The 26,919-nt window shown below is 71.0% G+C and carries 18 protein-coding genes; 9 read left to right on the forward strand and 9 right to left on the reverse strand.

Annotation, left to right across the window (positions count from 1 at the left end):
• Positions 1-40: 40 nt before the first annotated feature.
• The 7 genes from AC1PMG_RS01955 to AC1PMG_RS01985 all read right to left on the reverse strand — a co-directional run bounded on the left by AC1PMG_RS01955 (position 41) and on the right by AC1PMG_RS01985 (position 7,360).
• On the reverse strand, positions 41-1,033 hold the full coding sequence (locus AC1PMG_RS01955; RefSeq protein WP_481110465.1) for an AAA family ATPase: 993 nt from the start codon (positions 1,031-1,033) through the stop codon (positions 41-43).
• On the reverse strand, positions 1,030-2,217 hold the full coding sequence (locus AC1PMG_RS01960) for a DUF4350 domain-containing protein (protein WP_481110466.1): 1,188 nt from the start codon (positions 2,215-2,217) through the stop codon (positions 1,030-1,032). The genes AC1PMG_RS01955 and AC1PMG_RS01960 overlap by 4 nt, the downstream gene beginning before the upstream one ends.
• Complete coding sequence (locus AC1PMG_RS01965) at positions 2,214-3,896, reverse strand: DUF4129 domain-containing protein (RefSeq protein ID WP_481110467.1); 1,683 nt, start codon at positions 3,894-3,896, stop codon at positions 2,214-2,216. The genes AC1PMG_RS01960 and AC1PMG_RS01965 overlap by 4 nt, the downstream gene beginning before the upstream one ends.
• Entirely contained in the window at positions 3,886-4,953 is a 1,068-nt protein-coding gene (locus AC1PMG_RS01970) for a stage II sporulation protein M (RefSeq protein WP_481110468.1), read from the reverse strand. The genes AC1PMG_RS01965 and AC1PMG_RS01970 overlap by 11 nt, the downstream gene beginning before the upstream one ends.
• Positions 4,950-5,627: an RDD family protein gene (locus AC1PMG_RS01975; protein ID WP_150410941.1), complete on the reverse strand. Its 678-nt coding sequence runs from the start codon at positions 5,625-5,627 to the stop codon at positions 4,950-4,952. Before AC1PMG_RS01975 ends, AC1PMG_RS01970 begins: the two co-directional genes overlap by 4 nt.
• A gap of 172 nt (positions 5,628-5,799) precedes the next feature.
• Entirely contained in the window at positions 5,800-6,723 is a 924-nt protein-coding gene (locus AC1PMG_RS01980; RefSeq protein WP_481110469.1) for a DUF2167 domain-containing protein, read from the reverse strand.
• A 97-nt stretch (positions 6,724-6,820) separates the two neighbouring features.
• Positions 6,821-7,360 (reverse strand): gamma carbonic anhydrase family protein, encoded by a 540-nt coding sequence (locus tag AC1PMG_RS01985; protein WP_481110470.1) that lies wholly within the window; start codon positions 7,358-7,360, stop codon positions 6,821-6,823.
• Positions 7,361-7,637: 277 nt separating this feature from the next.
• On the opposite strand from AC1PMG_RS01985, the gene AC1PMG_RS01990 reads away from it, so the two are divergent.
• From AC1PMG_RS01990 to AC1PMG_RS02005, 4 genes are read left to right on the forward strand one after another with little or no spacing between them, the layout of a single operon-like run.
• Complete coding sequence (locus tag AC1PMG_RS01990; RefSeq protein ID WP_481110471.1) at positions 7,638-9,146, forward strand: right-handed parallel beta-helix repeat-containing protein; 1,509 nt, start codon at positions 7,638-7,640, stop codon at positions 9,144-9,146.
• Positions 9,143-10,471, forward strand: a complete 1,329-nt coding sequence (locus AC1PMG_RS01995) for a carbohydrate porin (protein WP_481110472.1) — start codon at positions 9,143-9,145, stop codon at positions 10,469-10,471. The genes AC1PMG_RS01990 and AC1PMG_RS01995 overlap by 4 nt, the downstream gene beginning before the upstream one ends.
• Positions 10,472-10,507: 36 nt before the next feature.
• Positions 10,508-11,413, forward strand: coding sequence for a type I 3-dehydroquinate dehydratase (aroD, locus tag AC1PMG_RS02000; RefSeq protein ID WP_481110473.1), 906 nt, complete (start codon positions 10,508-10,510; stop codon positions 11,411-11,413).
• A 48-nt stretch (positions 11,414-11,461) separates the two neighbouring features.
• Positions 11,462-12,769 (forward strand): MFS transporter, encoded by a 1,308-nt coding sequence (locus tag AC1PMG_RS02005; protein ID WP_481110474.1) that lies wholly within the window; start codon positions 11,462-11,464, stop codon positions 12,767-12,769.
• Between the two features lie 314 nt (positions 12,770-13,083).
• On the opposite strand, the gene AC1PMG_RS02010 is transcribed toward AC1PMG_RS02005, so the two are convergent.
• Positions 13,084-15,513, reverse strand: a complete 2,430-nt coding sequence (locus AC1PMG_RS02010) for a membrane-bound PQQ-dependent dehydrogenase, glucose/quinate/shikimate family (RefSeq protein ID WP_481110475.1) — start codon at positions 15,511-15,513, stop codon at positions 13,084-13,086.
• A 300-nt stretch (positions 15,514-15,813) separates the two neighbouring features.
• Between AC1PMG_RS02010 and AC1PMG_RS02015 the strand changes: the two genes are divergently transcribed.
• The 5 genes from AC1PMG_RS02015 to AC1PMG_RS02035 all read left to right on the forward strand — a co-directional run bounded on the left by AC1PMG_RS02015 (position 15,814) and on the right by AC1PMG_RS02035 (position 24,465).
• Positions 15,814-17,004, forward strand: a complete 1,191-nt coding sequence (locus AC1PMG_RS02015) for an efflux RND transporter periplasmic adaptor subunit (RefSeq protein WP_481110476.1) — start codon at positions 15,814-15,816, stop codon at positions 17,002-17,004.
• Between the two features lie 10 nt (positions 17,005-17,014).
• On the forward strand, positions 17,015-20,143 hold the full coding sequence (locus tag AC1PMG_RS02020) for a multidrug efflux RND transporter permease subunit (protein WP_481110477.1): 3,129 nt from the start codon (positions 17,015-17,017) through the stop codon (positions 20,141-20,143).
• A complete protein-coding gene (locus AC1PMG_RS02025; protein WP_481110478.1) occupies positions 20,140-21,582 on the forward strand; it encodes an efflux transporter outer membrane subunit in 1,443 nt (480 codons plus the stop codon). The genes AC1PMG_RS02020 and AC1PMG_RS02025 overlap by 4 nt, the downstream gene beginning before the upstream one ends.
• A 443-nt stretch (positions 21,583-22,025) precedes the next feature.
• Positions 22,026-22,883, forward strand: a complete 858-nt coding sequence (locus AC1PMG_RS02030; RefSeq protein ID WP_017909291.1) for a PA4780 family RIO1-like protein kinase — start codon at positions 22,026-22,028, stop codon at positions 22,881-22,883.
• Positions 22,884-23,511: 628 nt separating this feature from the next.
• Positions 23,512-24,465 (forward strand): alpha/beta hydrolase, encoded by a 954-nt coding sequence (locus tag AC1PMG_RS02035; RefSeq protein ID WP_481110479.1) that lies wholly within the window; start codon positions 23,512-23,514, stop codon positions 24,463-24,465.
• Between the two features lie 351 nt (positions 24,466-24,816).
• Here the strand turns inward: AC1PMG_RS02035 and mnmG are convergent, their stop codons facing one another.
• Positions 24,817-26,706, reverse strand: coding sequence for a tRNA uridine-5-carboxymethylaminomethyl(34) synthesis enzyme MnmG (gene mnmG, locus AC1PMG_RS02040; RefSeq protein WP_481110480.1), 1,890 nt, complete (start codon positions 26,704-26,706; stop codon positions 24,817-24,819).
• Positions 26,707-26,919: the final 213 nt, after the last annotated feature.

Below are 26,919 nucleotides of genomic sequence, written 5' to 3' on the forward strand. Positions count from 1 at the left end.
CGCTGTTGCCAATCCCCAATCCCGACTCCCCACTCCCCGCTCATTTCCGCGGCGCCTCCACCTTGGCCAGCAACCCACCGAGGGCGTCGTCGGCGCTCTGGCCTTCGATCTGCAGTTCCGGGGCCAGGGCGATGCGGTGGCGCAGGGCCGGCTTGGCCACGTCGCGGATGTCGTCGGGGATGACGAAGTCGCGGCCGGACAGCACGGCCTGCGCGCGCGCCGCGCGGACCAGGGCGATGCTGCCGCGCGGGCCGGCGCCAAGCGCAATGCCGGGCCAGCGGCGGGTGGCGGCGACGATGCGCACGGCGTAGTCGATGACCTGCGGGTCGACGGCGATGGCCGCGGTGCCGGTCTGCATCGCCACCACGTCCTCGGCGCCGAGCACGCGCGGCACCTGCGACAGGTCGAAGTCGCCGGCGCTGCGGCCGCTGGTGACCGCGGCGACCATGCGCGCCTCGTCTTCCAGTTGCGGGTAGTCGATCAGGATCTTCAGCAGGAAGCGGTCCAGCTGCGCTTCCGGCAAGGGGTAGGTGCCTTCCTGCTCGACCGGGTTCTGCGTGGCCAGCGCCAGGAACGGCGGCGCCAGCGGGAAGGCCGTGCCTTCGATGGTGACCTGGCCTTCCTGCATCACTTCCAGCAGCGCCGACTGGGTCTTGGCCGGGGCGCGGTTGATCTCGTCGGCCAGCAGCAGGTGGGTGAACACCGGGCCGCGGCGGATCTTGAAGCTCTCGGTCTTGGGGTCGTACACGGCGTGGCCGCTGACGTCGCTGGGCATCAGGTCCGGGGTGAACTGCACGCGTGCGTAGTTCAGTTCCAGGGCCTGCGCCAGCGCGCGCACCAGCAGGGTCTTGCCGAGGCCGGGCACACCCTCGATCAGCACATGCCCGCCGGCCAGCAGCGCGATCAGGATCTGCTCCAGCACGTCCGGCTGGCCGATGAAGGCGTGGCCGACCGCGGCGCGGATCGCCTCGGCGCGTTCGATCAGGGCAGGGCCGGCGAGCGGCGCGACGGCGTCGGAGGAGGCGGTGGTCATAACTGGTTTCTCATCTGGACGAGGAGGCGGATGCGCTCGCGCAAGGCGGCGGGTTGATTGGGCGGCGGCGGCTGCAGCGCCTGTTCGACCTGCGTCACCGGCAGCTGCAGGCGTTCGGCGATGGCGGCGGCCTGGGCGGGGCCCTCCAGCGCGGCGGCGATCGGCGCGCGCCGGCACAGCCGCGCCAGGAACGCCTCGCGTACCGCCGCGTGCAGCAGGTCGGCGCGGCCGTAGCGCAGCAGGTGTTCGCCGCTGGCGCGCACGTGTTCCAGCAGCGAACGGCGATCCTCGGCCGGCGGCGCGAGCAGCGGCCCGAAACGCTGCATGCGCGACCACAGCCAGGCCAGCAGGACCAGCAGCGCGGGCAGCCAGGCCGGCCAGCCGCGGGTGAACAGGGTGCGCCACAGCGATGGCAGTTCGGCCGAATAGATCAGGTGGATGGTGCCCTGGCCGTAGTTCGGCCCCAGCACCTGCCGTGCCAGCAGGCGGTTGCCGGCCTCGCGCAGCCCGCCGCTGCGCAGCACCGGATCGTCTTCTATCGGCGAGTCCTCGAACATCTTGCCGAGCCGGTCGTCCTGGTTCTCGAGGAAATCCAGCTCCGACAGCACGTCCACGCTGCCGTCGCCGTAGGGCACGCGCGCGAACACGAAGTCGTCGTCCTCGCCGCTCCACCAGTTGTCGGGCGTGTCCGGATCGATGTGGAAGCGGCGACCGTCGCAGAACACCTTCTGCGGCGCCGCGCCCGGCACCGCCATGACCAGACAGTCGTCCGGGCTGCGCGCCTCGACGGTGATGTCCAGCGCTTCCAGGATCGGCACGTCGCCGCGCTTGACCTCTGCGGTGGGCGTGCGCAGCACCAGATGTCCGCCATGCTCCACCCAGTCCAGCAAGGCGTCGCCGTCGGCCTTGCCGAGCATGCGTGGGTCGCCGTACAGCACCACGCTGTCGTGCGGGCGCAGGCGCATCGCCTCCAGGTCCAGGCGTTGCCGCGACTCGGCGCGCACGCCGTCGGCGCGCAGGGTCTGGCGCAGCGCGTACAGCGGGTTGTAGGCCGCCTCGCCGCGCGGCGGCAGCACGATCTCCCGCTCGGCGCGTTCGTAGCGGCCGAAGAACCAGGCCGCGCCGACGCTGACCAGCAGCAGGCCGACCAGGAAGATCAGCGCATTGCGCGTGCCGCTGTTCATGCCTGCCACCGGAACTGGCGCTGCAGGTCGTCCACCAGCGCGTCGAAGGCGCCGTCCTCGGGCAGCCGGCCTGCATAGGCGGCGTGCTGCCAGACCCGCACCATGCGCGCGAACAGGCTGCGGTCGGTGTCATCGGGCAGGCGTTGCGCGGCGCGCAGGCACTGCGCCTCGGTGGCGCTGGGCGGCAACACCAGGTCGGCGCGCTCGCACAGCGTCGCCACGCTGGCCCGGTACAGCAGCGCCAGCGCGTCGCGGTGGCGGCCTTCGCGCCAGGCGCGTCGTGCCACCGTCGCCACGTCATCGGGCAGCGGTTGCGGCGCCAGCACCGGCGTGTGTTCCGGCGCCGCCGGCACCGTTGCACGTCGGCGTCCAGCGCCGCGCATCCACGGAAGCCAGTGCCTGGCGGTCAGCAGCAGCACCAGCAGCAGGATGCCCGCCAGCACCCACATGCCCCACTTGCCGACGAACGCGATGGCCTGGGCGGCGGCCTTCATCCATTTGCCGAACGCGGTGAGGTCGTGCTGCTTGTCGTCCGGCTTGGGCGGTTCGTCGGGATTGCGCTTTTTCCAGTAGCCGATGGTGCGCTTGGCGGTCAGCAGAGGATCGGCGTAGGCGCGGTCGGCGGCGCGGGCGAAGCGCGCATCGGCGGCGGGCTCGGTGTCGAACACCTCATCCAGCGGGACCGGGCGCGCGCCGTGGTGGTGGCTGTCGGCAGCGGACTTGCTGTCGGTGTCGGCATCCGCATCTGCATCACTGTCAGTGTCCGCGTCGGCATCGGTCCCGTCATCGCGTCTGGCGTCGGCGGGAGCATCCTGCTCCGCCGCCGTCTGCACCGCCGTGTCGTCGGCCGCCGGCTGCGCACGCAGCGCCACGGCCGGCGCGGCGAGCAGGGCCACGCACAGCAGCGCCAGCGGCGCGGCGGCGCGCAGGCGCGCGGCCATCCGCCGCAGCGCCATTTCCACGTCCCAGGCTTCGAGCTGGGTGCGCCGGTTGAGGTACAGGCCGAAGCCGGCGCCGACGAAGAACGGTTCGATCAGGGTCATCGCCAGCCAGGCGATGGCATTGAAGCCGATGTCCGCCCATACCGGGGTCTGCTGGCCGATCAGCGACCAGGCCGCGCGCGCGGTTTCCGGCAGCAGGTCGATGGGCACGAACAGGAAGATCGTGGCGATGCAGGCCAGGCTGAGCATGCCTTCGAACGTGGCGAAGACGCTGGCCATCAGCAGCGCATGGCCGTAGATCGCCCCGCCCAGGGTGCGGCGGCGCTCGCGCTGCTGGCTGGCGCTCGCGCCTTCCAGTAATTCCAGCGGCATGAACACGCTGCGCGCCGGACTCAACCGGCGCCAGGTCAGGTAGCCGATCAGGGTGCGCCAGCCCCAGGCGCCCTGCGCGCGCACGGTGTCGCGCACGCGCGGCACGTCGCCGAACACCGCGCGCGAGATCACGAACAGCGGGATCCGGTCCAGCACCGGCTTCAGCCACCACAGCAGCAGCGGTGCCAGCCACAGCGCATCGATCGCCCAGGCGCCGAGGTTGAGCACGGCGAACAGCGGCAGGGTGACCAGCAGCCACGGCTTCCAGATCGCCCCGGCGTGGCGGCGGACCAGGGCGCTGCCCAGTTCCATCGCTTCCCAGGCCGAGCGTGCGCGCAGCACCACGTCCAGGCGCTCAATCCGCATCGCTGGCCTCCGCCCGGCCGCGCCCGCCGCGCCACAGCCACGCCAGCACCAGCGTCCATAGCGCCGCCGACACGCTGTACTTGACCCACGCCGGCACGGTCGCGATGGACGACCAGAACGCCTCGATGAAGGCGGCCACCAGCAGCATCGCGGCCACGCCCAGGCACAGCCGCGCGCCGATCTTGCCGCCTTCCACCAGCGCATCGATGCGCCGCCGCCGTCCCGGCGCCAGCACCTTCAGGCCGAGCTGCAGACCGGCGCCGCCGGCGATCACGATCGCGGTCAGTTCGAACGGCGCATGCCCGGCAACGAAGCGCCAGAAGGTGACACCGTAGCCGATCTGGTGCAGGTGCCCGGCCACCGCGCCGATGGTGATGCCGTTGAACAGCAGCACCAGCACCGTGCCCAGTCCCGCCAGCAGGCCACTGGCGAACGTGCGCAGGCCGATGCTGATGTTGTTCATGATGTAGTGGCCGAACATCTGCCAATCGGTGCCGCTGTCGCGGCCCAGCTTCTGTGCGCTGGCGGCCGGGTCGTACATGCGCTCGACCTGGGTGACCTGCATCGGGTCCATCAACCCGTGGATCAGTTCCGGACGGAACTGCAGCAGCACGAAGATGGTCACCAGCGGCACCACGAACAGCGCGGTGGCCGCCGCCATGTAGCCGGCCTGGCTGCGCACCAGCTGCGGGAATTCGGCGAACAGGAATTCCGCCACGCGCCGCCAGCGTGGCCGCGGCGCCCGGTACAGGACGGTGTGGCCCTGCTGCATCAGATGCTGCAGGCGCGCGGTGACCTGCGGGCTGTAGCCGCGCCTGCGCGCCAGCGCCAGCTGGTGGCACACGCGCCGGTAGCGCGCCGGCATGTCCTCGTCGGCGAGCGGCGTCGGCTGGCCTGGACTCGTGATCGGGGGCGGGATCGGCGGCGCGGCGGTCTCGCTGGCGTCGCTGGCGGTACCGGCCTTGTTCGGCGCCGACGTGCGCGCGCTGCGCTGCAGCCAGGCCTCGAACACCTGCCATTCCTGCTGATGGCGGAGGACGAACTGTTCCTGTTTCATCGGCGGCCCAGCAACCAGTTGGCCATCGCGTACAGGCGCAGCACCCCGGCCTGGCCTGGCGTGTCGGTCAGCGGCTGCGCCAGCGCGGCCAGTTCCAGTTGCCGCTCCGGGGTGAGCCGCGGCGCGCGCTCGGCGAAGGCGATCAGCGCCGCTTGTTCGGCCGGCAGCAGCGGCCGCGGCGGCGCGAGCGCGCTGGCGATCGGCGGCAGCGCCTCGTCCTCGCGCGGCGGCTGGTGCACCACCAGCGTGCCGGCGACCAGGTCGCCCAGGCGCCGCGAATGGGTGTCGAACAGGCAGGCGATCAAACCGACGGCATAGCCGAACGGCAACATGTCCACGGTGCGCAGCAAGTTGCGGGTGATCGCGGCCATCCAGCCCACCGGCGCACCGTTGCGCGCCACCACGCGCAGGCCCAGCGCCTGCTTGCCCAGGGTCTGGCCGCGCCAGCCCTCCAGCACGATCGGGTACGCCCAGAACACCAGGAACATCGCCACCAGGTACAGGCCCTGGCCGAGGCCGCCGAGCAGGCCGAGGAACATGCCCATGGCGGTGAGCAGGGCGAAGCGCAGCGCCAGGTCGATCAGCCAGGCCAGCGCGCGCGGCACCGCACCGGCGGCCGGCAGATGCAGCGGCACGCCCTCGGGGGTGATGACTTCGCGGTAGGTATCGAGCATGCCGCTTACCGCCGCCAAGTGGTGCGGCGGACACGGGCACCTGCGATGTGGGGAGGCCGTCCTTCCGTTCGGCCGGCTGCCTGTGGCGGCATGCTGCTCTCGACTGCGTCCTGCTCCGAAGCGGCACTTTAGCCGGCGTGGCGTGAATTGCCCAGCACGCCGGCGGCGCCGATCAGCGTACCGTGCCGCCGTCGCGCTGGCGCCCGGAGAACAGCTTGCGCACGCCGGCGACCAGCGCCATCAGGCCGACCAGCAGCAGCTTCCAGGCCTTGGCCAACAACAGGCCCAGCTTGGCGAACAGGCCGGCCTTGGCCGCCAGGCCGCCGCCGATCAGCGTGGCCAGGCCGTAGCTGGCGATCTTGTCGGTGGACGGGTTGTGGTCGGCATAGCGGGCGCCGCTGTCGAACTCGGCCATCGGCAGCAACTGCTGCATGCCCTCGCGCACCTGCGCCAGTTCGCCCATGCCCGAGACCGCATTGAGGCTCAGATAGCCATGCCGTCCGAGCACGCGGATGTCGTAGTTGAGGGTGTGCTCGCGCTCGCCGGCGAACGCGAGCTCGCGGGCCCAGTACAGCTTCTTGCTGCCGGTGTCGTAGCGCGGCGGCACCGCCCAGCCGATCAGGTCGACCTGCTCGTAGCCGGCCTTCTTGCGCTGCGCGTTGGACTCGCGCGTCTCCTCCTGCATGTCCTTGAGCATGGCCTGGTAGTCGATCTTGCTGGCGTCCTCGTCGGACACGTAGCCGTCATCGGAGTAGGTGACGACCACTGCCCAGCTGCCCTTCTCGTCGAGCGCGGGCTGGCGCGGCACGATCAGGCCCAGCACGTCGTCGTCGGGCGGGTTGCCCCAGTAGCTCTCCAGCACCCTGCGTGCGTCGGTCTTGTCCAGGAAGCGGAATGCCGGGCCGAGGTCGAAGTGCACCTTGGCCTGCGGCAGTTCGATATGCCCGTCGCGGAAATGCAGCGTGCCGACGAACTGCTCGGCGGTCATGTCCGGGCCGCTGTCCTGGGCCAGGGCCGGGCCGGCGGTGGCGCACAGCGCGCAGAAAAAAGCGGCCAGCAGGCCGCGCAGCGAGATCTTGATCATCGGCGATTCCATTCGTTCGGTGGCGTCCCCACGCCAGAGGCGCCTAGTGTCGCGCAAGCGTGCGGCGCACGCCAGCCGCGACGCAGGTGCCGCAACGACCGCAGTGGCCTCAGCCGTTGCCGGTGAGGTAACGGTCCTTCAGCCGCACGTAGTGCTGCGCCGAGTAGTGCAGGCTCTCGATCTCCTTGTCGCTGAGCATGCGCGCCTTGCGCGCCGGATTGCCCAGCCACAGCTCGCCCTCGCCGACGGTCTTGCCTGGGCCAACCACCGCACCGGCGCCGACGAAGCCGTACTTCTTCACCGTGGCGCCGTCGAGGATGCAGGCGCCCATGCCGATCAGGCACAGGTCCTCGATGGTGCAGGCATGGATGATGGTGCCGTGGCCCACGGTCACGTCCGCGCCGATCAGGGTCGGGTAGCCGGCCGCATTGAACGGGCTGTGGTGGCTGACGTGGATGATGGTGCCGTCCTGGATGTTGCTGCGTGCGCCGATGCGCACGTAGTTGACGTCGCCGCGGATCACCGTGCCCGGCCACACCGACACGTCGTCCTCCAGCACCACGTCGCCGATCACGGTGCAGGCCGGGTCGACATAGACGCGCTCGCCCAGCTGCGGAGTCGTGTCGAGGTAGGGGCGGATCGGGGACATGCTGCTCTCCGGCGATGGGCGGCCGGCGGCCACGCGGGCGCCGATGATAGCGCGGCGCCTGGCGCCGGCTGCCGCCGGTGGAGCGCCCGAGCGGCTGGGCGACGCACGCGATTGTGCGATAAACGCACCGACAATCGATATTCGCACTTGAATGGTGCAGTGCGATAAAACTAGCGTTGCCGCTGTTCCGGCGCCTGACCGTGCGCGACGCGTGCCCCGCTGGCGGCCGCGGCGCCGCCCGCCGCCGGTGCGGTCCCGATTCTGTTGGAGATGGTGCATGTCCTGTGCGTTTTCCTGCGGCCTGGCCCTGCTCGCGGCCCTGCTTCCCGGTGCTGTGTGCGCCTACCAGGCCGAGCCGCCGGCGCCGGAGCGCAGCGTGCTTACCGTGGACCGCTATGCCGACGACGACGCCCCCGGTTCCCTGCGCTGGGCGATCACCACCGCCAACCAGGCGCCCGGCCGCTACCGCATCGAGATCGCCGCGGTGGGCGCGCCGCCGTACGTGATCCGCCCGCGCGCACCGCTGCCGGCGCTGCAGGGGCCGCTGCAGGTGGTGGGCCTGGCGCGGGCGCACGACGGCCAGTACATCGCCATCGACGGTGCCGGCTACATCCACGGCAAGGGCACCGCCGCCTGCGCGGGCGCGGAAAAAGGCCAGTTCGGCACCAACGTGCGCAGCACCACGCTGCCCGGCCTGGTGCTGCGCGATACCCATGGCGTGGAACTGAGCGGCCTGGAGATCCGCAACTTCTGCATCGGCGTGCTGCTCAGCCGCGCCAGCGACAATGTGCTGCGCGACAACCGCATCGTCGCCAACCACGGCGGGGCCGGGGTGATGCTGACCGGCGACGACGGCAACGGCCAGTCCACCGCCACCACCACGGTGCGCAACCGCATCGAGCGCAACACCTTCCTCGACAACGGCGACGGCCTGGAACTGACCCGCGGCGCGGCCTGGAACCTGGTGGCCGACAACGTGTTCCGCTCCACCGACGCCAATCCCGAGCCCTCGCAGGGCATCGAGATCCTGTGGGGCAACGACAACACCGTGCTGCGCAATCGGTTCGAGCGCTATTCCGACGGGCTGCAGATCAACTGGGGCAACCGCAACACCATCGCCGACAACGACTTCGCCGGCAATTCGATCGGGGTCAGCGTCACCGGCCGCGACAACCTGATCGAGGGCAACCGCCTGATCGGCAACGGCATCGGCATCGCGGTACGCCCGCAGCCGCGCAGCGAGCCCAACCGGTTCAGCGCCAACCTGCTGTCCGGCAATGGGTTGAAGATCGAACGCTGTTTCGCCGGCGGCGCCTGCGCCCCGGGCCAGCCGCGCGGCGCCATCGTGTTCGGCGTGCCGGGCCTGGAGCATGCACCCTTTGTCGGCTCGCGCGGCATCGGCGTCGATCCCGACCCGCGCAAGCGCGCGGCGATCTGCGGCGCTGCTGCGCCCGACGGTTGCCAACCGCCGCCCAACTTCGGCCAGGCCGCTCCGCAGTTGCGCGCGATCGAGCGCGGCGCCGGCGTGCCGCAGGTGCAGGGCAGCTTCGTCGGCCGTCCCGGCCATCTCTACACGGTGGAGCTGTTCGGCAACCGCCGGCCCGGCGACGACGAGGCCGAACGTTATCTGGGCCGCGTCGAGGCGCAAGTGGATGCACAGGGAAAGGGCCGCTTCGCGCTGCCGCTGGAGGGCGACGGCGCGGCGTTGGCCACGCTCACCGCCACCGTCACCAGCGACGACGGCGCGACCTCGCCGCTGAGCGCGCCGCTGGCGGTGAAGCCATGAGCCGCGCTGCATCCGCTGGCGCTCGCGCGCTGCGACGCGTGCCGTCGGTGCCGGCCTGGTCGCTGCTGGCCGCCGCCGTCGCCTACGTCCCGGCGATCGCCACCGCACAGGACGCCACCGACCTGGCGCACAGCACCTTGACCGGCGACTGGGACGGCACGCGCAGCGACTGGCTGCAACGCGGCGTCAACGTACGCGGCGACTACGTCGGCGAAGCCATGGGCGTGGTCGACGGCGGCCGCGGCGAGCGCGGCGCGCGCTATGCGCAGCAGGTGCGGCTGGGCGTGGACCTGGACCTGGCGAAACTCGCCGGCAGGGGCGGCGGCGCGTTGCACGTGACCGTGAACGACCGCCGCGGCCGCAGCACCTCGGCCGACCTGCTCGGCAACCGCTTCCCGATCCAGGAAGCCTACGGCGGCCAGTTCACCCGGCTGACCGAACTGAGCTACGACCGCCGCTTCAACGACGGGCGCAGCTACGTCAAGGCCGGCTTCTATGCGATGGGCAACCAGTTCGGCGCGCACACGCTGCTGACCAACTTCGTCAACGCCGCGTTCTGCGCGCATCCGCTGGCGATGTCCGGCAACAGCGGCTGGTACAACTATCCGAATGCGCGCTGGGGCGCGGAGGCGGCGCAGCAACTGACGCCGGCGACGAACCTGCGGGTCGGCTGGTTCCAGGTCAATCCCAGCACCAACAACAACGTGCACACCGCGTTCGACCTGGACGCGCGCGGCACCACCGGCTCGCTGTTCCCCGTCGAGCTCACCTGGACGCCGGGCGCCGGCGGCGCCTATCCGGGCACCTACAAGTTCGGCGGCTACTACGACTCCTCGCGGGTGCCGCGCAAGGGCCTGGATCCGCGCGCCACCACCGGCCGCGACGGCGCCTACCTGCTGGTCGAACAGAAGCTGTACTCGCCCGGCGGCGAGCGCGGCCGCGGCCTGACCGGCTTCGCCCAGTACATGGTGTCCGACCGCGCCACCGCGCAGATCACCCGCTGGTACGCGCTGGGCGGCGTCTACCAGGGCATCGGCCGGCGCAGCCAGGACCGCATCGCCCTGGGCTACGTCGGCGCCGACATCAATCACCGCCTGCTCGACGCGCGGCGCGCGGCGCTACTCGATGCCGGCGTGCCGCCGGAGGCGCCGGTGTTCGCGCTCGACACCGCCGAGGAACTCTACGAGCTGTCCTACAGCGCGCAGCTCACGCCGTGGCTGCTGCTGCGGCCGGACGTGCAGTACATCGTCAACCCCGGCACCTTCGCCTACGCGCGCACCGACAACGCGCTGGCGGTGGGGCTGCAGGTCAAGCTCACCTTCTGAGCGCGCGCTGCGCGCCTCCTGCCCAGGCCGATCCCGATGCCCCTGTTCCCACGACGACTGACCTTCCTGTGCTGCGCCGGCCTGCTGCTGGCCTCGCCGCTGCATGTCGCCTCCGCGGCGCCTCCGGCAGCGGCGCCCGCCGCGCCGTCCGCGGGCGCGCCGTTGCCGCCGCCGCGCGTGCTGCAGATCCGCGGGCTCGCCATCGGCACCGGCCTGCCCAAGATCATCGTGCCGATCACCGCGCACGATGCCGGGGAGGCGCTGGCGCAGGCGCAGCGCATCGCCGCTTCGCCGGATGCGGACCTGGCCGAGTGGCGCATCGACCTGATGGACGGCGCCACCGACGCGGCGGCGCTGGCGGCATTGGGGCCGCGCTTGGCGCAGGCGCTGCACGGCAAGCCGCTGCTGCTGACCTTCCGCACCAAGGCCGAGGGCGGTGCGGTGGCGATCGACGATGCCGCCTACGGCGCGCTGTACGCCCGCCTGCTGGACGCGCGCTTCGCCGACCTGCTCGACGTGGAGATGTTCCGCGACCCGGCGGTGCTGCGGCAGGTGGTTGAGCATGCGCACCGGCAGGGCGTGTATGTGGTGATGTCCAGCCACGACTTCCACGCCACTCCCCCGGTGGCGGAGATCGTGGCGCGGCTGCAGCGGCAGCAGGCGCTGGGCGCCGACGTGCTGAAGATCGCGGTGATGCCGCGCGATCCGGGCGACGTGCTGCACCTGCTCGACGCCACCTGGCAGATGCGCCAGCGCAGCGGCCAGCCCTTGCTGACCATGGCGATGGGGCCGCTGGGCGCGGTGTCGCGGCTGTCCGGCGAGACCTTCGGGCAGAGCCTGACCTTCGGCATGCTCGGCACCGCCTCGGCGCCGGGGCAGATCGACGCGGCACGCTTGCGGCAGACGCTCGATGCGCTGCATGCCGCTGCGCCGCCCAAGTAATCCCGCGACGCTGCCGTTCTCGTTCGCCGTTCCTGCAGGAGTGTTGCCATGAGCCATGCCGCCGCCCCGCCCACCGCCCTCGTCCTGGACCGCATGAGCGGGTTCCAGTGGACGGCGATCGCGGTCTGTGTGCTGTTGAACATGCTCGACGGGTTCGACGTGATGGTGATGGCCTTCATCGCCCCGCACGTGTCGGAGGCCTGGCGCCTGTCCGGGAAAATGTTGGGCATCGCACTCAGCGCCGGGCTGGTGGGTATGGCGCTGGGCTCGCTGCTGCTGGCGCCGCTGGCCGACCGCTGGGGCCGGCGCAGCATGATCCTGTGCTGCCTGGTGATCCTGACCGTCGGCATGGCCGCCTCGGCGCTGGCGCAGGACATCTGGCAGCTTGCGGCGCTGCGCGTGTTCACCGGCATCGGCATCGGCGGCATGCTCGCCGGCGTCGGCGTGATCACTGCCGAATACGCCAGCCCGAAGTGGCGCAGCACCGCGGTGGCCCTGCAGGCCACCGGCTATCCCATCGGCGCCACGCTGGGCGGGTTGATCGCCGCGATGCTGCTGGAACGCTGGGGCTGGCATGCGGCCTTCCTGTTCGGCGCGCTCGCGTCGCTGCTGTGCATCCCGGTGGTGCTGGCGTTGCTGCCCGAATCGCTGGACTTCCTGCTCAGCCGGCGCCCGCCGGATGCGCTGGCGCGGCTCAACGTACTGCTGACGCGCATGCGCGCACCGACTCTGGACGCCCTGCCGCCGCGACCGCCGGTACAGGAGAAGGCGGGCTACGCAGCGCTGTTCACTCCCCGCCTGCGCCGCAACAGCGTGCTGATCGCGCTGGGCTTCTTCATGCACATGTTCGCCTTCTATTTCGTGCTGAGCTGGACGCCGAAACTGCTGGTGCAAGCCGGGTTGTCGGCCGAACAGGGCGTCACCGGCGGCGTGCTGCTGAACCTGGGCGGCATCGTCGGCGGCGCGTTGTTCGGCGGCCTGGCCGCACGCTTTTTGCTGCCGCGGTTGACCGCCGCCAGCTTCCTGATCGCCGCACTGGGGATGGCGGCGTTCGCCACGCTCGGCACGCAACTGCAGTTGGCGTTCCCGGTGGCCTTCGTGATCGGTGCGGCGCTGTTCGGCTCGATGGCCGGCCTGTATGCGCTGGCGCCGATCGTGTTCGCGCCGAGCGTGCGCACCACCGGCCTGGGCTGGGCGATCGGCATCGGCCGCGTCGGCGCGATCCTCTCGCCGATGACCGTCGGCGTGCTGGTCGACGCCGGCTGGCAGCCGGCCAACCTGTACTACGTGCTGGCGTTGCCGCTGCTGGTGGCCATTGCCGCGGTGCTGACGATGCGGCTGCAGCCGTCGCGTTGAGGGCAGGGCGGCGCGGACGCGCGTCTGATCCAGCTTCTGGGAACACTGCGCCTGACGGCGCTTGCTGCGCCGACCTGGCCTACGTCGCACCCCCGGCGCCGCTGCCCGGCGCCTAGATCGGCGGCTTCGCCGACGTACCCTCACCCCAACCCCTCTCCCGGGGGGAGAGGGGCTTCAGTTTCCTGCGGTTGAATGAGTTCGGCTGGCGGCTGGCGGCTGCGATGTGTCGGCCAACCTGTTGCACCCGCACGAGGCGGCCTGAGGCCCAACGGACACGTGGCTGCACTGTCCAGTGTCACCGCGCGCAGGCCTTGCTACTTGGCGTCCGGCAGCGCGTAGGCGATCACGTAGTCGCCGCGGTCCGGCGACTGCCGCGCGCCGCCGGCGGTGATCACGATGTACTGCTTGCCGTTTTTGGCCGACACGTAGGTCATCGGCCCGCCCTGGCTGCCCACCGGCAACCGCGCCTTCCACAGTTCCTTGCCGGTGCCGCTGTCGAAGGCGCGCAGGTAGTAGTCCTGGGTGCCGGCGATGAACACCAGGCCGCTCTGCGTGGCCAGGGTGCCGCCCAGGGTCGGCATGCCGACCGGGATCGGCAGGTGCATCTTGAAGCCGAGCGGGCCGGTGTCCTGCACGGTGCCCACCGGCACCTGCCAGGCGATGCTGCGGGTCTTCAGGTCGATCGCGCTCAGCGTGCCGAACGGCGGCGCCTGGCAGGGGATGCCCAGCGCCGACAGGAAGCGGTTCTTGTTGACCGCGTACGGCGTGCCCTTCAGCGGCACCGCGCCCATGCCGGTGTTGACCGCCTCGCCGCCGCTGGAGGCGGCCGCCTTGTCGGCCTTCTGCGGAATCATCTGCACCCACAGGCCCAGGCGCATGTCGTTGGCGAACACCACGTCGTGCACCGGGTCGACCGACAGCCCGCCCCAGTTCATGCCGCCCAGCGAGCCGGGGAAGCTCAGCGACACGTCGGTGCCGGGCGCGGTGTACAGGCCCTCGTAGCGCATCTTCTTGAAGGCGATGCGGCACAGCATCTGGTCCAGCAGGGTGGCGCCCCACATGTCCGCTTCGGTCAGGTGCTTGGTGCCGATCTGCGGCATGCCCACCGACAGCGGCTGGGTCAGCGCATACGGCTCGTGCGGGATGTCGGCGGCCTTCACGGGTACTTCGCGGACCTCGGTCAGCGGCCTGCCGGTGGCGCGGTCGAGCACGTACAGCTGGCCGGCCTTGGTGCCGATGATCAGCGCCGGCACCTTGCGGCCATCGGCCATCGGGAAGTCGATCAGGCTCGGCTGCATCGGCAGGTCGAAGTCCCACAGGTCGTTGTGCACGGTCTGGTAGACCCACTTGACCTGGCCGGTGCTGGCGTCCAGCGCGGTGATCGAGGCGCCGAAGCGGTGATCCAGCGCGCTGCGCTCGGCGCCATACAGGTCGGTGGACGGGCTGCCCATCGGCAGGAACACGGTGTTGGACGCGGCGTCGTAGGACATCGGCGCCCACACGTTCGGCGTGCTGCGCACGTAGGTCTTGCCCGGCGCCGGCGGCTGCGTGTCCTGCGGGTTGCCCGGGTCGAAGGCCCAGCGCTGCGCACCGGTGATCACGTCGAAGCCGCGGATCACGCCGCCCGGCATGTCGGCCTGCACGTTGTCGGCGACGCGGCCGCCCACCACCACCGTGGTCCCGGCCACGGTCGGCGCCGAGGTCAGCTGGTAGAACGGATCGGGCGCAGCGCCGAGGCCGGCCTTCAGGTCGACCTGGCCGTTCTGGCCGAAGCCGCTGCAGAACGCGCCGGTGTCCGCGTCCAGCGCGATCAGCCGTGCGTCGATGGTGTTGGTCAGCACGCGGCGCCGGCAGTTGGCGCCGGCCGGCAGCATCGCCGGCGCCACCGGCGAGGCGTTGGCGGCGCTGGGCTGGGCCAGCGCCGCGTCGGTATCGAAGTAGGCCAGGCCGCGGCAGCGCTGCCAGACCGAGGAGTGTGCGTTGATCTCGCGCTTCCACCGTTGCCGGCCGCTGCTGGCGTCCAGCGCGATGACGTTGTTGTGCGGGGTGCACACGTACAGCGTCTCGCCGATCTGCAGCGGGGTGGTCTGGTCTTCGGCGCCGTTGCCGTCGCTGAGGGCGATGTCGCCAGTGCGGTAGGTCCAGGCCACCTGCAACTGGCCGACGTTGCCACGGCCGATCTGGTCCAATGCGGCGAAGCGGCTGCCGCCGGAGGTGTTGCCGTAGTGGCTCCAGTCGCGTTGCGCCTGCGCCGGGGTCACCGGCACCGGCGCCGGGCCGGGGCCGCTGGCGGCCACCGGCGGATGCGGCACGAACATGCCGGCCAGGCCGCCGGCGCAGGCCAGCGCCAGCACCGCCGCCAACGCATAGGCGCCGCGTCCGCCGGGCAGGCCGCGGGCGCGGCGCAGGGTCGGGTAGACCAGGGCGACCAGCAGCGCCAGCACCGCCGGCATCATCAGCCGCGACACCAGCGGCCAGAACGCCAGGCCGGCGTCCCAGTACGCCCAGGCCACGCTCAGCACGAAGGCCAGCGCGTACAGCCAGGCGCCGGCTGGGCGCCGCCGCAGCACCAGCAGCGCCGAGGCCACGCAGGCCGCGCCCATCGCCAGGAAGTAGAGGCTGCCGCCGAGCGTGGCCAGGCGGATGCCGCCGACCAGCAGCGCCAGTCCGATCAGCGCCAGCAGCAGGCCGACGCTCCACAGCACGATCCGGCCGCCGGCCGACACATCCGATTGGGTTTGCACGTTTTCGATCCTCTGCAGCAGGGTAGGCGCGTGGCGTCCGCTGCCGGTCACGACGGCAGCGCGGGCGGGCGTGCGCACGATGGCATGCCGCGGCGGGAAACGACGTCGGCAAGATGGGCGATTATCGCATTTGTGTTCGGTAATAGAACGAACAGGGCCGTCCGCCGGTGCGACGTTGCATGCCGGTTTCCGACGTTTCTCCGACCTTGGTGAAGCCCGTACAACGCACTGTTACAGAGATGGTGCGATGCGACACATCCGTGGAGTAGCGTTGCGCGTTTCTTCCCAGCCGCACTCCCCATGTCCGACCGTTTCCAGGCGCCTCGTCGTCCCGTTCGCTGTGCCGTATTGCTGGCCATTGCCGTGGCCGGAGGCTGCTCCGGCGACAAGCCGGCGGCCGCGCCGCCGCCGCGGGTGGGGGTGCTGACCCTGGGCGCGCGCACCCTGCCGGTCGAGCGCACCCTGTCCGGCCGCACCGTGGCCTACGAGACCGCCGACGTGCGCCCGCAGGTCGGTGGGTTGCTGCGCCAGCGCTTGTTCCAGGAAGGCCAGGAGGTCAAGGCCGGGCAGGCGCTGTACGTGATCGACCCGGCGCCGTACCAGGCCGCCTACGACATCGCCCGCGGCAACCTGGTGCAGGCCGAAGCGGCGCTGGCCAGTGCGCGGCCCAAGGCCGAGCGCACCCGCAGCCTCACCGACATGGACGCGGCCAGCAAGCAGGACGCCGACGACGCGGTGTCCGCGCTGCGCCAGGACGAAGCGGCGGTGGTCGCGGCCAAGGCGGCGCTGCAGGCGGCGCGCATCAACCTCGACTACACCCGCATCACCGCGCCGATCTCCGGCACTATCGGCACCTCCGCCTACACCGTCGGCGCGCTGCTCACCGCCGCGCAGGACGCGGCGCTGACCACCATCCAGCGGCTGGACCCGATCTACCTGGACGTCACCCAGTCCAGCACGCAGATGCTGGCGCTGCGCCGGCAGCTCGACGCCGGGCAGATCCATGCCATCGACGGCAAGGCGCAGGTGCAGGTGCGGCTGGAGGACGGCAGCACCTATCCGCACGCCGGCACCCTCGAATTCGTCGGTACCCAGGTCAACGCCGGTACCGGCAACGTCACCCTGCGCGCGGTGGTGCCCAACCCCGAGCACCTGCTGTTGCCGGGCATGTACCTGCGCGCGGTGCTGCCGATGGCCACCGACCAGGGCGCGGTGCTGGTGCCGCAGCAGGCGGTGACCCGCGACAGCAAGGGCGAGCCCGTCGTGAAGCTGCTCGACGCGCAGAACAAGGTGGTGGAGCGGCACATCCGCACCGGCGAGGCCATCGGCCACGACTGGCTGGTGGAATCCGGACTCAAGCCGGGCGAGCGCCTGATCGTGGTCAACGGCAGCCGCGCCGAACTCGGCAAGCCGGCGCAGCCGTATCCGCTCACCGCCGCCCAGCTCGATGCCGCGCCGGCGCTGCCGGGCGACGGCGCCCAGGCCGACTGAGGACTCCCGCATGTCGCGCTTCTTCGTCAACCACCCGGTGGTGGCCTGGGTCATGGCCATCGTCATCGTCCTGATCGGCATGCTGGCCATCCATGGGCTGCCGGTCGAACGCTATCCGCACATGGCGCCGCCCACCATCACCGTGCGCGCCACCTACACCGGCGCCTCGGCGCAGACGGTGGAGAACACCGTCACCCAGCTGATCGAGCAGTCCCAGCAGAGCCTGGACCACCTGCTGTACATGACCTCCACCAGCGCCTCGGACGGCACCGCGCAGGTCAACCTGGTGTTCGAGACCGGCACTAACGCCGACACCGCGCAGGTGCAGGTGCAGAACCAGTTGCAGTCGGTGATGTCGGTGTTGCCGCAGGCGGTGCAGCAGAACGGCCTGGTCATCACCAAGTCCAGCGGCTCGCTGTTCGAGGTGGTGGCGTTCACCTCCGACGACGGCAGCATGGACAACTTCGATGTCGCCAACTACATGGAATCGAACATCGACGACCAGATCAGCCGCGTCAGCGGCGTCGGCAACATCCAGCCGATGGGCTCGGAATACGCCATGCGCATCTGGCTGGACCCGGAGAAGCTGCGCAAGTACGCGCTGATGCCCTCGGACGTGGAGAACGCGCTGCAGTCGCAGAACACCGACGTGTCGGCCGGCGAGATCGGCGGCCAGCCGGCGCTGCGCGGGCAGCGCCTGGACGCCACCGTGACCACCCGCAGCCGCCTGCAGACCCCGGCGCAGTTCGGCGCGATCGTGCTCAAGAGCGATGCCAGCGGCGCCGCCGTGCACCTGTCGGACGTGGCCAGGATCGGCCTGGGCCCGGAGACCTACGACAGCATCACCCGCTTCAACGGCAAGCCCTCGGCCTCGCTGGGCATCGAGCTCAACTCCGACGCCAACGCGGTGGAGACTTCCAGGGCCATCGACCAGCGCCTGCAGGAACTCAAGCAGTACTGGCCGCACGGCTTCAACTACCACATCGCCTTCAGCACCACGCCGTTCGTCACCACCTCGATCAAGGAAGTGGTCATCACCCTGATCGAGGCGGTGCTGCTGGTGGTCGCGGTGATGTACCTGTTCCTGCAGAACTGGCGCGCCACGCTGATCCCGACCATCGCCGTGCCGGTGGTGCTGATGGGCACCTTTGGCGTGCTCGCCGCGTTCGGCTACTCGATCAACACCCTGACCATGTTCGCGATGGTGCTGGCGATCGGCCTGCTGGTGGACGACGCCATCGTGGTGGTGGAGAACGTGGAGCGGGTGATGGGCCAGGAAGGCCTGCCGCCGAAGGAGGCGACGCTGCGCTCGATGCAGCAGATCGGCGGCGCCCTGGTCGGCATCGTGCTGGTGCTGACCGCGGTGTTCGTGCCGATGGCGTTCTTCAACGGCGTCACCGGCGTGATCTACCGGCAGTTCTCCATCACCATCGCCGCCTCGATGATCCTGTCGGTGCTGGTGGCGATGACCCTGACCCCGGCGCTGTGCGTGACCATCCTCAAGCCGCTGCACCAGGGCGAAGCGCCGATCGGGTCGCACGGCCGCCTGGGCTGGTTCTTCATCTGGTTCAACACCCGCTTCCGGCATCTGTCCGAGCGCTACCGCACGCTGGTCGAGCGGGTGCTGGGCAAGCGCGCGCTGGGCCTGGTCGCCTATGCGCTGCTGATCGCGGTCACCGGCCTGCTGCTGTGGCGCCTGCCCGGCGCGTTCCTGCCCGACGAGGACGAGGGCATGCTCAACGTGCTGGTCAAGCTGCCGGCCGGCTCCACCCTGGAGCAGACCCTGGCGGTGACCGACCGGCTGACCAAGGCCGCGCTGAAGGATCCGGGCGTGCGCTCGGTGCTGTCCTCGGCCGGCTTCAGCGTCACCGGTGCCGGTCAGAACGTCGGCATGGCCTTCGTGCGCCTGAAGGACTGGGACGATCGCGACGACGATGCGGCGACCATCGCCGACCATCTGAACAAGGCGCTGGCCGACGTGCCGGACGCGGAACTGTTCGTGACCTCGCCGCCGGCGATCACCGGCCTGGGCGACGCCTCCGGTTTCACCTTCGAACTGATGGACTACGAAGGCGCCGGCCACGCCGCCCTGGTCGCCGCGCGCGACAAGCTGCTGCGGCTGGCCCAGCACGATCCCAAGCTGATGAACGTGCGCTACGCCAGCCTGGAAGACGCGCCGGTGTACGCGGTCAAGATCGACGACGCCAAGGCGCAGGCGCTCGGCGTGGATCCAGGCGACATCAACGCCACGCTCAACAGCGCGCTCGGCGGCGACTTCGTCAACAACTTCATCTACAAGGGCCGCATCAAGAAGGTCTACGTGCAGGGCGATGCCGACGCGCGCATGGCGCCGCAGGACCTGGACCGCTGGACGGTGCGCAACGGCGGCGGCGACATGGTGCCGATGTCGGCGTTCACCCGCTCGCACTGGACCAGCGCGCCGGCCGCGCTGGAGCGCTACAACGGCGTGTCGGCGATGGAGCTGACCGGCCAGGCGGTGCCCGGGGTCAGCTCCGGCGCGGCGATGGACGCGATGGCCGAACTGAGCAAGCAGCTGCCGCACGGCTTCGGCTACGCGTGGTCGGACATGGCCTACCAGGAGAAACTCTCGGCCAACCAGGCACCGGCGCTTTACGCGATCTCGCTGCTGTTCGTGTTCCTGTGCCTGGTGGCGCTGTACGAGAGCTGGTCGATCCCGTTCGCGGTGATGCTGGCGGTGCCGGTGGGCGTGTTCGGCGCCGTGCTGCTGATGACCCTGCGCGGGCTGGAGAACGACGTCTACTTCCAGGTCGGCCTGCTGACCACGGTGGGCCTGGCGGCGAAGAACGGCATCCTCATCGTCGAGTTCGCGCGCGACCTCGAGCACCGCGGCGAGAGCCTGCTCGCCGCCACCCTGCACGCGGTGCAGATGCGTCTGCGGCCGATCCTGATGACCTCGCTGGCGTTCCTGCTCGGCGTGCTGCCGCTGGTGTTCAGCAAGGGCGCCGGCTCGGCCGCGCGCCACTCGCTGGGCACCGGCGTCACCGGCGGCACGCTGGCGTCGATCACCCTGGGCCTGTTCTTCGTGCCGCTGTTCTACGTGATCGTGCGCCGGATGTTCCCGGGGCCGGCGGTCGCCCACCCGGAGACGCAGGCATGAGCGCGCTGACCCGCATGAGCGTGGCGGTGGCCACGCTGCTGGCCCTGTCCGGCTGCACCCTGGCGCCCACCTACGTGCGCCCGGCGGCGCCGGTGCCGGCCGACCTGGCGGCGGTCGATGCGGCACCCGCCGCGGGCACTGCCACCGACACCCTGGCGATGCCGGACTGGCAGCAGGTGTTCCTGGATCCGCGGCTGCGCCAGACCATCGCGCTGGCCTTGCAGAACAACCGCGACCTGCGCGTGGCGATGTTGTCCATCGACAAGGCGCGTGCGCAGTACCGCCTCCAGCGCGCCGCGCAGTTGCCCTCGTTCGACGCCAACGCCAGCATGAGCCGCGGCCGCAGCAGCGCCGCCAGCAACGATGATGGCGTCTCCCAGGTCAGCACCAGCGACACCCTGCAGGTGGGGCTGAGCAGCTGGCAGCTGGATCTGTTCGGGCAACTGCGCAGTCTCAAGCAGGAAGCCCTGCAGAACTGGATGTCCAGTGCGGAAAACCAGCGCAACGTGCGCCTGACCCTGGTCGCCCAGGTCGCCGCGGCGTGGCTGACCGTGGGTGCGGACCAGGCGCAACTGGATCTGGCGCAGCAGACCCTGGACAGCCAGGCGCAGACCCTGCAACTGACCGAGCGCCGGCACAGCATCGGCAGCGCGTCCGGGCTGGACCTGGCGCAGCAGCAGACCAGCGTGGAGTCGGCGCGCGTGGCCGTCGCCAGCGCCGCCACCCAGCTGGCGCAGGCGCGCGATGCGCTGCAACTGCTGGTGGGCGCGCCGGTGGAGGCGGCGCTGCTGCCGACCGCGCAGGCCATGCAGGCCAGCGTCGCGCTGGCGCCGCTGCCGGCGCACCTGTCCTCGGCGGTGCTGCTGCAGCGCCCGGACGTGCTTGCCGCCGAGCACACCTTGCAGGCAGCCAACGCCGACATCGGCGCCGCGCGCGCGGCGTTCTTCCCGTCGCTGAGCCTCACCGCGTCCACCGGGCGCAGCAGCGATGCGCTGTCCACGCTGTTCTCCGCCGGCAGCCGCACCTGGTCGTTCGTGCCCAGCATCACCGCGCCGATCTTCCACGCCGGCGCGCTGAAGGCATCGCTGGACGCCTCCAAGCTCGGCAAGGACATCGCCGTGGCGCAGTACGAGAAGGCGATCCAGTCGGCCTTCGCCGAAGTGGCCGATGCCCTGGCCACGCGCGACCATCTGCAGGCGCAGCTGACCGCGCAGCAGGCCCTGGTCGACGCCAGCCAGCGCAGCTACACCCTGGCCGACGCGCGCTACCGCGCCGGCCTGGACGGCCACCTGCCGGTGCTGGATGCGCAGCGTTCGCTGTTCGCCGCGCAGCAGGCGCTGATCGCGCTGCGCCTGCAGGACGGCAGCAACCGCGTCACCCTGTACCAGGTGCTCGGCGGCGGTGCCGACGCCCAGGCCCAGGTCGCTGCCTCGCCCTGAGCCGGAACCGAGGCAGACCGAGGCTCGGCCTGGGCTGGCCTGAGGCGAGCTTGAGGCGAGCCTGAAGCCGGCAGGCTTGAGCGTGCAGAAGCGTCGCCACGCGCGACGCTCTTCTGTGGGAGGGACTTCAGTCCCGACGCGATGGACTCGGACGGTGGTCCAGACCTCCGACCCAGGCGCTGCGTGCGCACCGCCCGGCAGACAACACGACAAGCCCCGCGCTGCCGTCTTCCTTACCTGAACGTGGCGGTACACCTCGGCGGCCGTCGTAGACAAATGCCAGGCGCTGCCGCGCCGCCCAATCGTTCGTCGCACAGGCCGCAAGCCGCGCCGTGCGTATCTTCGGCGCGTTGGCGACACCGTCGACGCCGCGCCGGCACGCCGGGCACCACGCCAGCCTTGGGCCATAATCGCGGCGACTCACTCCAGGTACGCCGCACCCGATGAAGATTCCCCCGAGCCTGCAGCCGCTGATCGACGATGGCGTCATCGACGGCGTGCTGCGCCCGCTCAAGAGCGGCAAGGAGGCTGCGGTCTACGTGGTCCAGGCCGGCGACGACGTGCTCTGCGCCAAGGTCTACAAGGACATGGCGCAGCGCAGCTTCCAGGCCCGTGTGCAGTACCAGGAAGGGCGCAAGGTGCGCGGCAGCCGCCAGGCGCGGGCGATCGGCAAGGCCAGCAAGTTCGGCCGCCGCGAGCAGGAAGCGGCGTGGAAGGACACCGAGGCCAACACCCTGTACCAGCTGGTGGACGCCGGTGTGCACGTGCCGCAGCCGCGCGGCTACTTCCACGGCGTGCTGCTGATGGACCTGGTCACCGATGCCGACGGGCAGAGCGCGCCGCGGCTGGGCGAGGTGGAACTGGAACCGGAGCAGGCGCGCGCCTTCCACACGCAGCTGGTCGGCGACGTGGTGAAGATGCTGTGCCTGGGCCTGGTGCACGGCGACCTGTCCGAATACAACGTGCTGGTCGCCGCCGACGGTCCGGTGGTCATCGATTTCCCGCAGGTGGTCAGCGCCGCCGGCAACAACGCCGCCCGCAGCATGCTGCTGCGCGACGTGCACAACCTGCGCGACTGCCTGGGCCGCTTCGCGCCCGAGCTCAACGCCACCCACTACGGCGAGGAGATGTGGGCGCTGTACGAGAAGGGCACGCTGCGCCCGGACAGCGCGCTCACCGGTCGCTTCACCTTCGACACCCGTCGCGCCGACGTGCGCGCGGTGCGCGCCTCGATCGAGGACGCGCGGCAGGAAGCCATCATCCGCCAGCAAGGCCGCGAGGCCGCCGCGCAGGACGACTAGGGCTGTCGTCCGCTCCGCGCATGCCGCGGCGCCGCGGTGGCGCGGGCTTGCGGGCAGGAAGCGAGGACGTGGATCCCGTCCCCGCCTGGCCGACCGCATGCAGCAGGCCTAAAGCCGCGCGCAAGGTGCCGAATGGCCTCGGCGAGAGACTGAGCGCACCGACCGATCTGCCCAGGCAGTGCCGGCCGATTGCGCCGACTGCAACGCCGCCAAGCCGTCGCGGGCGCGCCCGATCATGCCGCGCGGGTGGGGCGTGGAAAACGTGCTGCCGATGCAGCGCGGCGTGACCAGACCCCCGCCCCTCAATGCCAACGGCCGCCCGCCAACGCAATGCGCTGTACCCGGGAACAGGTGACAGATCCGGGCGCGTAACCGCATTCGCGCACGTCCATGTTGCGCTGCAATGCGGCGCAGCGGCGTGTGCGACACCGGCCATCGTGCGCCGCAAGCCGCGCGAAGCCTTGCCACTCCTGCATTGCGGACGCCTTTGCGCCGCTGCGACGGGTTGCCTGCCGCTGACCCGCCAGGCACCGTGATGACCGTTCAAGTTCGCTTATTTGCGGAAATGGTTATTGACAATAACAATCTGCCCGACGCCGCTTGCGCAGCCGCCCCGGGAGGGCCACCCATGTATTTCGATCCAGACGTCGTCCGTTTCTTCGCCCAGGCCCAGCAGTCCGGGCAGCCGCCGATGGAGGAACTGCCCTTGCCCGAGGCGCGGGCGATGATGCGTGGCGTCGCCGCGCAGTTCGGTTTTCCGCGTGTGGAAATGGCCGAAGTCCGCGACCTGCAGGCGCCGGGTCCTGCCGCGCCGATTCCGCTGCGCCTGTACCGCCCGCATGGCCTCGATGCCGGTCCGGCCCCCACTTGCCTCTATGCGCACGGCGGCGGCGGCGTGGTCGGCGACCTCGACTCGCACGACGACGTGTGCCGGCAACTGGCCGCGCGCGCCGGCTGCCAAGTGCTGGCGGTGGACTACCGGCTGGCGCCCGAGCATCCGGCGCCGGCCGGCATCGAGGACGTGATCGCCGCGCTGCACTGGTTGGCCGCGCACCCGGGCGAGGTCGGCGCCGATGCGCAGCGCCTGGCCGTGGCCGGCGACAGCATGGGCGGCGCCCTGGCGGCGAGCGCCGCGCTGGACGCGCGCGATGCCGGCATCGCCCTGCGCTGCCAGATCCTGATCTATCCGCTGACCGACGTGCGCCCGGACAATCCCTTCCCCTCGCGCGTGCACAACGCCGGCATCCCGCCGCTGACCGAAGCGGCGATGCGCTACTTCGATCGCCAACTGCTGCCGGACCCGTCGCTGGCATCGGACTGGCGCATCTCGCCGGTGGTGGCGCCGGACGTGGCCGGTGTCGCCCCGGCGCTGGTGGTGCTGGCCGAGCGCGACGCGCTGCACGACGAAGGCCTGCACTACGCGCAGCGCCTGCGCGAGGCGGGCGTGGAAACCCTGGTGCGCGTCCACCCCGGCATGATCCACGGCTTCATCAACATGGGCAGCGTGATGCGCGTGGCCGGCGAAACCCTGGACCTGGCCGCGCTGCTGCTACGCCAGCGCCTGCTGCCGGTGGCTGCGTAGGACTGAGCCCCACCGCAGTGCGTACCCCCTCCCGGCAATCGCCGCCGGCGCTGGCACGCGCTGCTTCGTCTGGAACCATGTGCCCGTCGCGCGGATGCGTCGGCTTCCGTAGTCAAAGCCCCTCTCCCCCCGGGAGAGGGGTTGGGGTGAGGGTCCGGGAGCGCAGCGCCGCCTCCGGACCTTAGTGCACCATCCGTACCCTCATCCGCCCCTTCGGGGCACCTTCTCCCGAGGGGAGAAGGGAAAAACAAAGGAGCGGCTTCAGCCTCGACTTGGCATTGCCGACACGCCCAGGTCGCGGCTGAAGCCGCTCCTACGGGGGCGCTGCGCGCGATGCGCGTTCGCGACCGATCACGCCACCCGGCTGCGGCGCGCACGTTCCAGGTGCACCAGCAGCAGCGAGATCGCCGCCGGGGTCATGCCGGGGATGCGCTGCGCCTGGCCCACGGTCTGCGGGCGCACGCGTTCGAGCTTCTGCTGCACTTCGGCCGACAGGCCGCGCACCTGCGCGTAGTCGAAGGCGGCCGGGATCGGGGTGTCCTCGTGGCGCTGCTGGCGGGCGATCTCGTCGCGCTGGCGGTCCAGATAGCCGGCGTACTTGATGCCGATCTCCACCTGCTCGGCCACCTGCGCGTCGGCCACGCCCGGGCCCAGCGAGGGCACCCGCATCAGCTTGGCGTAGTCCAGCTCCGGGCGCTTGATCAGGTCCAGCACGGTGGTCTCCCGGCTCACCGCCACGCCCAGCGTGGCCGCGACCTCGCGGCCGAGCGCGTTGCCCGGCGTGGCCCACAGCGCGCGCAGGCGTTCGTTCTCGCGCGCCACCGCCTCCTGCTTGGCCTGGAACAGGGCCCAGCGCGTTGCGTCGACGAGGCCCAGGTCGTGGCCGATGCCGGTCAGGCGCGCATCGGCGTTGTCCTCGCGCAGCTGCAGCCGGTACTCGGCGCGGCTGGTGAACATGCGGTACGGCTCGCTGGTGCCGTGGGTGATCAGGTCGTCGATCAGCACGCCGATGTAGGCCTGGTCGCGGCGCGGCGACCACGGTTCCAGCCCGCGCACCTGGCGCGCGGCGTTGAGGCCGGCGATCAGGCCCTGCGCGGCGGCTTCCTCGTAGCCGGTGGTGCCGTTGATCTGGCCGGCGAAGAACAGCCCGGGCATGGCCTTGGTCTCCAGCGAGGCCTTGAGCCCGCGCGGGTCGAAGAAGTCGTACTCGATGGCGTAGCCGGGGCGGGTGATGTGCGCGCGCTCGAAGCCGCGGATCGAGCGCACCAGCTCCAGCTGCACGTCGAACGGCAGCGAGGTGGAGATGCCGTTGGGGTAGATCTCGACCACGTCCAGGCCTTCCGGCTCGACGAAGATCTGGTGGCTGGCCTTCTCGGCGAAGCGCACCACCTTGTCCTCGATCGAGGGGCAGTAGCGCGGGCCGATGCCCTCGATCTGGCCGGTGTACAGCGGCGAGCGGTCCAGCGCGCCGCGGATGATGGCGTGGGTGCGCTCGGTGGTGTGGGTGATCCAGCACGAGACCTGGCGCGGATGCTGGGCGACCTCGCCCAGGAACGACATCACCGGCAGCGGATCGTCGCCGGGCTGTTCCTCCATCGCCGCGTAGTCCAGGCTGCGTCCGTCGATGCGCGGCGGGGTGCCGGTCTTGAGCCGGTCCACGCCGAAGCGGCCGTCGCGCAGCGCCTGCGCCAGCGCGGTGGCCGGCGGATCGCCGGCGCGGCCGCCGGCGTACTGGGTCTGGCCGATGTGGATCTTGCCGGCCAGGAAGGTGCCGGCGGTCAGCACCACCGCCGCGGCCTCGAAGCGCAGCCCGGTCTGGGTCAGCACGCCGCGCACGCGCTCGCCGTCCATCACCAGGTCGTCCACCGCGGCCTGGAACACGGTCAGGTTCGGCTGCGCCTCGACCAGGCGCCGGATCGCGCTGCGGTACAGGCTGCGGTCGGCCTGGCAACGGGTCGCGCGCACCGCCGGGCCCTTGGAGGCGTTGAGGGTGCGCCACTGGATGCCGGCCAGGTCGGCGGCGTGGGCCATCGCCCCGCCCAGCGCGTCGATCTCCTTGACCAGGTGGCCCTTGCCGATGCCGCCGATGGCCGGGTTGCAGCTCATCGCCCCCACCGTCTCCACGTTGTGGGTCAACAGCAGGGTGCGCGCGCCGGCGCGCGCAGACGCCAGCGCCGCCTCGGTGCCGGCATGGCCGCCGCCGATCACGATCACGTCATGGCGGTAGAAGGAGTCGCTCATCGGGGTCTCGTCGGCCGGCGCGGGGCCGGCGGCAGGGGGCGACACGTGGCGTCGCCCAGGGTGTGAACAGGAATTTTAGCGGTTGCATCACAAATTGCAGATCCGGGCCTCAAGTTGGCACGCAATCTGCAGATATTCCCACTGCACCCAACGTGGCAATGCGTCAGGGGCGTATGACTGGAATTGGAACAGGGGCCAGTCACGCGCACGTTG

The organism is Xanthomonas sp. NCPPB 2250 (assembly GCF_056725265.1).